The following is an 8,896-nucleotide window of genomic DNA, read 5'->3' on the forward strand; positions in this document are numbered from 1 at the left end:
GTTGTATTGCTTCCAGTTGGTTGTTTTGTAACGAGGCTTAGGCATAGGGCTACGAGAGAGGGTGGAGGTAGCTGATCAGATCGTAGGTTCTTGATTTAGTTCCATTGAATTACGCAACAAAGCCTTTGTACGCCTCAAACATCACCACACCATTTTGTTTAGCTACCTCAAACATGCGGGTTGCTTCATCAATATTCGATGCGACAGGCTTTTCACAGATGACATGTTTGCCGTGCTCCATCATGAAGATGGACTGTGCGCAATGGAGTGAATTCGGTGAAGCGATGTATACGGCTTCAACCATTTTGTCATTGGCCAATGCGTCGAGTGAGTTATACGTCGTTTCAACGTCAAACTCTTGGGCGAACTGTGCCGCACTGTCTAGATTTCGAGAGTAAACCGCTGCAAGTTGCATCGATTGAGATTCGTGAGCAGCTTGAACAAACTTTTGTGTAATCCAATTCGTTCCAATTACAGCAAACTTAATCATATAGGTGTCCAATAGTTAGTGTATTGATTCTGCAGAGATAGTAGCACTCAACGGCTGGCAATGTGCCTGAGATTTACGGAACAATTTCCCTAAACATAGTGCCTAATATTAATAATCAGCCTTCACAGAACGTCTGGGTTGACCAGTACAACGGTGCACAACCAAGTCATTTTTGCTAAGGTATTAGTGAATTCAAATAAGGTAATGATATGCAAATCCGGACTGCCAAGGTCACTGATATAAGCTCGATCTTAGAGCTCTCAGAGCAGATAAATCGTCAACATCATCTTGGTGCTCCGATGGTATTTGCGCCACCTTCATTGGGTTTTACCGACAGTGAAGAGTACTGGTTAGGATTGATGATCGATCCTGTAGGGGCTTTCTTCGTTGCCGTTGATGAGCAACAAGTGGTCGGCTTCTTAGCCGGGAAGGTGACACAGAACAAAGGGGTGAGCTTTATTCAGCCGCATAAGGTGGCAAGAGTGAATACGATTGTGGTTAACGATCAAGTTCAAAGCCAAGGTGTCGGTCGAGCTTTAATGAAGTCATTCAATCAGTGGGCTCAAGCGAGCGGTGCTATCGAGCTTAGGTTAGAAGTGATGGAGTTCAACCAACAAGCTCAGGGTTTTTATGAGTCGTTAGGGATGGAAACTCAATCTCGAACCATGTCCATGCGTTTTGAGGAGATTTAAGGGTGCGTTTGATTTGGCCTTTATCGTTGTGCTTACTCTTTTTTACTTCGCTCGCTTATGCGGAGAAGCTCGTCGTCGAAAAAATTGTGTCTGATGCGACCGCTATCGAAACCATTGTATTTGAGTCAGCACCTTCCCATTCTAATCGCACACCTACGTCATCGGTCACCGCGAATTCAAAGCATGTCATTGTTATGGACGATGTTCTTGAAGGGGACTCTCAACAAAAGGTCGCCCAGCTTTCTCAACGCTCTTCACTCGATCCCTCTCAAAGCTCTTCATTAGGTCCTCCTCACAGTTCCTCTCAAGAGTTTTACACTCTACCTGACGCGTCTTCTGGCATAGACCCGTTATTGCAAGTGGTCACCTTAGTCAAAGTCGACAAATCTAAACGTAGAATGTATCTGCTCAAAGGGGAGGAAGTGGTTCAGGAATTTCGTATTGCGCTAGGTAAACAACCGAAAGGGCATAAGCGTTTTGAAGGGGACAACCGAACGCCAGAAGGGCAATACCAGCTCGACTATGTTATGGAAGAATCAGACTTCTACCGCTCGGTGCATATCAACTACCCGCGATCATCAGATATGCAGTGGGCACAAAAAAATGAAGTTGATCCTGGGGGGAATATCAAGATTCACGGAATCAAGAATGGTGAGCGTCGTTCACCTAGTTTTATACAAAGCTTCGATTGGACGGATGGTTGTATTGCATTAACCAATCAAGATATGGATGAGTTCATCCAACTCGTAAAAATGGGTACCCCTATCCATATTGAATGGTAGTTATCGGTACCCAATTTCCCTGAACAATTCTCGAAAATAACTCTCAAAAACAATTGCCGAAATCAGCGCTAGAGCCAGTTACAGTAAGACTCGACCGGCACTGAATATCGCAATCACGATCAGCAATGCAATCGTGACTGGCTTGAACTTCGCCCCACCAAACCTCTCAAACAGTTTCGAACCGACATAGCCGCCAAACATGCTGCTTGGTAAGAGTGCTAGAGTAAGCCAGACCACATCACGATCGACTAACCCTGCGATAGAGGCCGTAACAAAGGCGCTGGAATCAGCTAGTACAAAGAACGCAATCAGGCCTGCTCTTGCAATGTGTGGTGCGACAGGACTTGCCAATGCATGCGTGCCAACCGGAGGGCCTGACATTGAAGCTGCGCCATTCATTACCCCCGCAAGGCTTCCTAGAATATAGGGAGCAAATCTAGGTTCGCTTTTGTATTGGAACCCTTTGTAGATCATGATTGCTGACGCAAGAATGAAGGCACTGATGATCAAGATGATCGTGTCTTGGCTAACGGATTTGAGCAACAGCAAGCCGACGGGCGTGAAGGCCAAACAAGGGATAAATACCTTTGAAACCCATCGCCAATTTACGTGATGTTTAACCTTCGGCAGCAATTGGATATTGCCTAACAGGTCGATCAGCATGAAAACGGGAACCAGTTCGATAACAGGCACGAATAACGCACTCAATGGCAATGCCACTAAGGTGAAACCAAAACCTGAGAAGCCACGAACAATAGCGGCGAAAATGAAGATTGCACCCAAAATTGGGAAGGTTGGACTAAAAATGAGATCCATAAATTAAGTAACCAATGAAGCTGTCGAATAAGGCGAGCTAGTGAAACCAAGTGAGTAGCGGAATGTACTCCTACTCACTTGTGTTTGCTACCTAATTTTCAGGTTTTTCAGGGTTAATTTTAAAGTCTCTCGGGGGGTACTTTTTCGGTATTTACGAGGTCAATTTATAGGGTTGAATTGATTCGGAAAATCAGTAAATACAGCATCTACTTTTGAGAGAAATTTGAAGCGAGACGGATCATTGACGGTGTAACACCATGCTTGAATGTTCGCTTCGTTGAGAGTGTCAAGATCGCTCTGATCAACGTGTTCATAGTTCATATGACAGCTGAACGCTTTGACCTCATTGATGAGCATAAGATCATCTTGAGTCAGTTGCTCTGTGATTACTCCCACTCGATATCTCGGTAAATGACGAGTCATTTCAGCAACCACCTTATGGCTGAAGCTCGAAAGTAAGACCTTATCGGTGTCTAGATTTGAGCGAATCAACTCGTCGTGCAGCAAATCAACGACATAAGGGGCTTGATGTCGGCTGTCGACTTTGATTTCGAGGTTGACGCTAAGATCATGCTGCTCAACAAGTGTGAGTAACTCTTCCAACGTCAGTATTTTTTCTCCAGCGAACTGCTCAGACTTCCAACTGCCAAAATCGAGCTGACGCAGTTCAGCAAGGGTGTGTTCATCAACTCGACCCTTGCCATCGCTGCAGCGATCAAGCGTGTGATCGTGACAAACGACCAGTTGGTCATCCTGAGTGGGCTGAATATCAACTTCAATCCATTTCAAGCCGAGTTTAGCCGCTTGTTCAATGCTTGCTTTGGTATTTTCTGGGTGAGTACCTGCGACACCCCGATGACCTACGATGATAGACGACATAATTAATCCTTCTTAAAGACGCACCGTAAAAACGCATTAAATATCAGTGTACTCGATTAAGCTAGAGCCGTCGTTAAGCTTGTCGCATCTTCGTGTGACTCCTGTGATGTGAAGTTATTTGGGTGAATGCGTTTGCCATGATTGTCAAAAATATGCAGGTTGGATTTATCGATGCTTAGCCCGAGGGGGACGGCTTGGCACAGCGTCGTTTCGGGTGTCACTGCAATAAAGGGTTGTTCGTTCACAAGGCCATGAACCAATTGATTTGGCCCTAAAGGCTCAACCACACTGATGCGTAATTCAAGCGGCAGCGCGTTCATGACTAAATCGGCACAAACCTCAGAGTGTTCTGGGCGAATACCAAGTGTGATGGCTGTATTTTTTACGTGGGCGTATTCGGGCAAGTACATTTGTTGATCGCCGATTTCAAGATAGCCATCATCGAGCGTGGCAGTTAAGAAGTTCATCGCGGGGCTACCAATGAAGCTTGCCACAAAGGTGCTGGCAGGCTGGTGGTAGACTTCTCTTGGTGTGCCGACTTGTTCTATTTGGCCTTTGTTGAGAACCACTATTCTATCTGCCAGTGTCATGGCTTCGACTTGGTCGTGGGTCACGTAAACACTGGTTACGCCTAGCTCGCGTTGCAGCTTTTTGATTTCTAATCTCATGTGAGCGCGCAATGAGGCATCTAGGTTAGACAGAGGTTCGTCAAACAGGAACAGTTGTGGATCGCGAACGATCGCTCGCCCCATAGCAACACGTTGACGTTGACCACCAGAAAGTTTGGCTGGCTTGCGGTCTAGGTATTCTTCGATCTTCAGCGTTTTGGCGACTTTCTCAATTTTATCTTCAATAAGGTGCTGACTGACACCTCGGTTCTTTAAGCCATAAGCTAGGTTCTTGTACACCGTCATGTGAGGGTAGAGCGCGTAATTCTGGAAGACCATCGCGATATCACGCAGGGCTGGTTTCTCTGTATCAACCCGACGACCACCTAAGTGTATCTCACCGCCAGAGATGCTTTCTAAACCCGCAATGGAACGCAAGATAGAAGACTTACCACAACCAGAAGGACCCACTAAAACAAGGAACTCACCCTCACCGATATCAAGAGAGACTCCTTTGACGGCTTGATGGCCGTTTTCGTACGTCTTGACCAAGTTTTTGATGCCTAACATGGTAGGTGCTTTGTGCGTATGGTTGTGAGTGGCTTGGGTGTGCCCTAACGTTTGTTTTAACTTTGGCATCGGTGTGTCCTCTGTATTTTTGTGGATAGCTTGGTGAGAGGGCTGGTGAGATGTCTTGTACTCATTGAGAGATTGAATGCAGTTATTGTTCATTTGAGTTGTGTCGTTATTATTTTTCACTTTCTACTAGCCCTTTTACAAACCAACGCTGAAATACAACCACCACTAAAACGGGTGGCAACATGGCTAAAATCACCATGGCGAAAGCATAGTCATAGCGCGGTAAACTGGTTTCATTGATGTTGTTGAGTACTTGTTTTATGCCCATCACGATGGTGTTGTAGCCTTCATCGGTAGTCATCATGATCGGCCATAAGTATTGGTTCCAACCCACCACAAACATAATGATGAAAATCGCTGCGATCATGGTTTTAGAAAGAGGCAGCAAGATATCGACAAAGTATCGAAATGGACCTGCATTATCTAGTTGAGCTGCTTCTAATAATTCGTCAGGGATGGTTTTGAAGAATTGCCTAAAAAAGAACGTCGCGGTGGCTGATGCGATCAAAGGTAGAATCAATCCTGTGTAGCTATTAAGAAGCCCAAGCCCTGCGACAACTTCATAGGAAGGGATAATACGAACTTCTAATGGCAGTAGTAGCGTCACGAATATCAACCAGAACCAAGCTGTAGCATAAGGCAGTCGAAAGTAGACCAAAGCATACGCCGCCATCATCGAAATGATGATCTTACCGATCGCAAAACCTAGCCCCATGATCATTGAGTTGGCGATCATTTTACTGGCGGTGACTTCGCCACTGAAGCCCATACTCTTGTTCCAAGCTTCGCTATAAATAGTCGTAAAGTTATCGCCCGGTAGCCATTGCAGGCCTTCGCTGACAATGGTGTTCGGGTTATGCGTCGAGCTGGCAAAGATTAGCCAGATAGGGACCAACATAAACAGCATCCCAGCAATTAAAATTAGGTGGTCAGAGACCTTATTACTTTTCATAAATAACTCCTGTCGCGTTAAATCCTAGCGAGGATGGGCTAGTAATGGACACGCTTTTCTACAACGCGAAACTGGATAAATGTAAGAGTGAGTACCAGTAGCAACAACACAACAGACTGTGCAGAGCTGCCGCCTAAATCTGCGCCAACAAACCCGTCTCGATACACCTTGTACACCAACGACGTTGTGCCGCCACCCGGGCCGCCATTGGTCATGGTGTCGATTACGCCAAAGGTTTCAAAGAACGAGTAGGTGAGGTTGATGACCAGTAGGAAAAATCCAGTTGGCGCGAGTAGTGGGAAAGTGATGGTCCAGAAACGTTTCGAGTCACTGATACAATCCAGCATCGCAGCTTCTTTTACGGCGTAAGAGATCGATTGAAGCCCAGCCAGAAAGTAGATGAAATTCACCGAAACTTGTTTCCACACGGACACCAAAATCAGAGCAAACGTGGCATCAACAGGATCGGTTTGGAAGCTGAAGTCCCAACCCACAACGGCAAATAACTCGGTAAATACACCAATGTGCGGGTTAAACAAGAAAGCGCCGATAACGCCTGCTATCGCGGGTGCAACCGCATAAACCCAAGTGAGTGTGATTTTGTATACGCCTTGTCCGTGAATGATGTTGTCGGCTTTCACGGCAAGCAGCAGAGCCAAGGCAAGTGAAAAGAAAGAGACCACAATCGCGAACATCAAAGTAAAGCCAATCGAGTTCAGGTACTCGCTCGATTCGAATAGCATTTGGTAATTCTCAAACCAGACGAATATAGATGAGGTGCCCCAAGGGTCTTCCAGCATAAATGAAAGGTAAACCGCCTTTGCTGCTGGGTAGATAAAGAAAACGGCAATGATGAGGATCTGAGGCGCCAAAAATAGGTAAGGCAGCGGAGAGTGAAAGAATTGCTGACGTCGTTCCACAGGGTAATCCCTAAAAATAGTTACAGTGGCCACTATTAGATTAGTGACCGTTACCACTAGCGCGATATCAAGGCGTGCATCCAGTTGAGTTATCGTTGTTGGAGCAATAAATGGCGCTAATGAAGAACTTCCTCACGCCTTGCCATTACGTTTTTAATAACGCAGTGACAAGTGGTGAGGAGCAATGAACGGCTTTTGGTGTGTTAAGCTTTTAGTTCAGTTATCTGTTTTAGCTAAAAAGCAGAATTAGTTCATGGTGCGAGCGAAGCGTTTCAGTAGTTTGCTGCTCTCATCTTCGACCTTGTTTAGGCTGTTCTCGACACTAGAGCGGCCTGCGAAGATGTTATCGAACTCACGGTGCATCACTTCACGGATCTGCGGGTAATAACCTAGGCGGTAGCCTTTAGTCCACTCGCCCGATTTCAGGCTTAGCTGCTTTACGCCCACTTCTGCGTCTGGCTGTTCTTTGTAGTAACCAGACTCTTTCGCTAGTTCATATGCAGCAGTCGTTACAGGCACATAGCCAGTGGTTTTGTGCCAGTAAACTTGAGTTTCAGGCTTAGTCAGGTAATCAAAGAATGCTGCTACGCCTTTGTCTTGTTTCTGGTCATGGCCATTGAGTGCAAACAGAGCGGCACCACCAATGAAGGTTAAACCAGCATCTGGGTTAACTGATTTCCAGTATGGAAGGTAAGTTGTGCCTAACTCGAAAGGTACGCGGTTACGTAAACCACCGAATGAACCTGAAGAGCCCATCCACATTGCCACTTCTTGGCGCTCGAAAGGCGTTTGGTTCGCATCCCAATCGCTGCCGTAATACTTGTAGTAACCTAGATCTGACCACTCTTTCATCTTGCTAACGTGCATCATCATGTCTTTGGTGTTGAACATGATCTTAGTGGATAGGCCATCGTAGCCGTTGTTCTGGTCAGAGACTGGCAGGTTATGGCGAGACTTGAAGTTCTCAAACATGATCCATGGCGTTAGAGATTGAGAAAAGGCGATGTGTCCTTCTGCCTTCAGTTTCTTAGCAACGACTTCTAGTTCTTCATAAGTTTTAGGCGCGTCTGCACCCACTTCCGCGAGAAGATCTTTGTTGTAGTAAAGAACCGGTGTCGAACTGTTGAAAGGCATACCAATCATCTTGCCTTGGCTGTCTGCATAGAAGTTACGAACGCCCGCTAGGTAGTCGTTCGAATTAAAGTTGTAGCCAGACTCAACCAGAATATCCTGTACCGGTTTGGCGACGCCTTTAGCGTTCATGATGGTTGCAGCACCGGCATCGAAGACTTGTAGAATGTTAGGAGCTTCGCCTGCTCGATATGCTGCGATACCCGCTGTTAAGGTCTCTGTGTATGAACCTTTATAGATTGGCGTGATCTTGTAATCATCTTGTGACGCATTAAAGTCAGTCGCAATTTTATTGACGGTTTCTCCAAGTTGGCCGCCCATTGCGTGCCACCAAGTGACTTGAGTCGTTGCGAACGCTGGCATTGCCGCTGTTGCGGAAAGAACGCCTGCCAAAATTAGCTTATTCATCTTCGTTTCCTTTTGGATGAAATCGATGTCGAGGTATTGGATTAGAGTGTTAACGAGACGGTAGGGGTGTCGTTTGAAGCTATCTTGAACAGGGCGTATTTCACTTACGTGGCTAAACCGTTTCACTGATATGAAAGATTCGTTTCGATTTTATTTAAGAGAAAAGTTATTGATGGTTTTGATGTTGAACATGTTTGGTTTTTAAGACGTTTTATTGAACAACTGTTGTTCAATAAAAAAGCCTCTCGATGGAGAGGCTTAGAAGAAGGTTCGATGTGGAGACAGTTTAGTGCGCGATGTCCAATTGGTTGTCTTTCACACCGTTAATACGGAACCAACCAGCGATACTGAATCGCTCTGTGTTGGTTGGCAGTACCTCGTGTGGGAACTGTTCAGACAAGAATACCAACAGTCGACCACCCTTTGGTGGAATGGTCGCGATGTGATTGTCTTTTAAAGGCTCTTCGACGTTTCAAGTGGATTTCAATATTTCAGCGGCAGGGCTCGCTATCATGTAGATCATGGTGATGAAAGTGGCTGTATTTCTATAGCCTCGAGCCCTCGACCTCGCGGCTTGAA

Annotated in this window: 8 protein-coding genes and 2 pseudogenes; 2 read left to right on the plus strand and 8 right to left on the minus strand. The window is 45.9% G+C overall.

The genetic code is table 11. From position 1 onward, the window contains the following. Positions 1-124 precede the first annotated feature (124 nt). Positions 125-490 (minus strand): annotated as a pseudogene (locus H5300_RS23965) (Gfo/Idh/MocA family protein); the annotation flags it as partial. A 209-nt stretch (positions 491-699) separates the two neighbouring features. Between H5300_RS23965 and H5300_RS23970 the strand changes: the two are divergent. Then, the gene (locus tag H5300_RS23970) at positions 700-1,182 is read left to right on the plus strand and encodes a GNAT family N-acetyltransferase (protein WP_004733067.1); all 483 of its coding nucleotides are present in this window, start codon (positions 700-702) and stop codon (positions 1,180-1,182) included. 2 nt (positions 1,183-1,184) lie between these two features. After that, positions 1,185-1,964: a murein L,D-transpeptidase family protein gene (locus H5300_RS23975; protein WP_182797080.1), complete on the plus strand. Its 780-nt coding sequence runs from the start codon at positions 1,185-1,187 to the stop codon at positions 1,962-1,964. A 78-nt stretch (positions 1,965-2,042) separates the two neighbouring features. Here H5300_RS23975 and H5300_RS23980 read toward each other — a convergent pair whose 3' ends face one another. The 7 genes and pseudogenes from H5300_RS23980 to H5300_RS24010 form a co-directional block, all read right to left on the minus strand. Continuing rightward, positions 2,043-2,780 carry a sulfite exporter TauE/SafE family protein gene (locus H5300_RS23980; protein ID WP_065681618.1) on the minus strand — a complete coding sequence of 246 codons (738 nt, stop codon included), beginning with the start codon at positions 2,778-2,780 and terminating at the stop codon, positions 2,043-2,045. 159 nt (positions 2,781-2,939) lie between these two features. Continuing rightward, the gene (locus H5300_RS23985; RefSeq protein WP_182797081.1) at positions 2,940-3,659 is read right to left on the minus strand and encodes a glycerophosphodiester phosphodiesterase family protein; all 720 of its coding nucleotides are present in this window, start codon (positions 3,657-3,659) and stop codon (positions 2,940-2,942) included. A gap of 56 nt (positions 3,660-3,715) precedes the next feature. Then, positions 3,716-5,026 (minus strand): sn-glycerol-3-phosphate import ATP-binding protein UgpC, encoded by a 1,311-nt coding sequence (locus tag H5300_RS23990; RefSeq protein ID WP_182797082.1) that lies wholly within the window; start codon positions 5,024-5,026, stop codon positions 3,716-3,718. Then, positions 5,016-5,858: a sn-glycerol-3-phosphate ABC transporter permease UgpE gene (ugpE, locus tag H5300_RS23995; protein WP_182797083.1), complete on the minus strand. Its 843-nt coding sequence runs from the start codon at positions 5,856-5,858 to the stop codon at positions 5,016-5,018. Before ugpE ends, H5300_RS23990 begins: the two co-directional genes overlap by 11 nt. Before the next feature lie 38 nt (positions 5,859-5,896). Continuing rightward, positions 5,897-6,778 carry an ABC transporter permease subunit gene (locus H5300_RS24000; protein ID WP_182797084.1) on the minus strand — a complete coding sequence of 294 codons (882 nt, stop codon included), beginning with the start codon at positions 6,776-6,778 and terminating at the stop codon, positions 5,897-5,899. A gap of 246 nt (positions 6,779-7,024) precedes the next feature. Further along, positions 7,025-8,317: an extracellular solute-binding protein gene (locus tag H5300_RS24005; RefSeq protein ID WP_102539834.1), complete on the minus strand. Its 1,293-nt coding sequence runs from the start codon at positions 8,315-8,317 to the stop codon at positions 7,025-7,027. A 286-nt stretch (positions 8,318-8,603) separates the two neighbouring features. Further along, positions 8,604-8,774, minus strand: a pseudogene (locus H5300_RS24010) (2OG-Fe(II) oxygenase); the annotation flags it as partial. Positions 8,775-8,896: the final 122 nt, after the last annotated feature.

Origin of the sequence: Vibrio sp. SG41-7, assembly GCF_014164465.1 — a bacterium.
GTDB lineage: Bacteria > Pseudomonadota > Gammaproteobacteria > Enterobacterales > Vibrionaceae > Vibrio > Vibrio splendidus.

Bases quoted from the DNA above. Each gene is read 5' to 3' on its own strand.
- H5300_RS23970 (WP_004733067.1), top strand. From the start codon at position 700: ATGCAAATCCGGACTGCCAAGGTCACTGATATAAGCTCGATCTTAGAG.
- H5300_RS23980 (WP_065681618.1), bottom strand. From the start codon at position 2,780: ATGGATCTCATTTTTAGTCCAACCTTCCCAATTTTGGGTGCAATCTTC.
- H5300_RS23985 (WP_182797081.1), bottom strand. From the start codon at position 3,659: ATGTCGTCTATCATCGTAGGTCATCGGGGTGTCGCAGGTACTCACCCA.
- ugpE (WP_182797083.1), bottom strand. From the start codon at position 5,858: ATGAAAAGTAATAAGGTCTCTGACCACCTAATTTTAATTGCTGGGATG.
- H5300_RS24005 (WP_102539834.1), bottom strand. From the start codon at position 8,317: ATGAATAAGCTAATTTTGGCAGGCGTTCTTTCCGCAACAGCGGCAATG.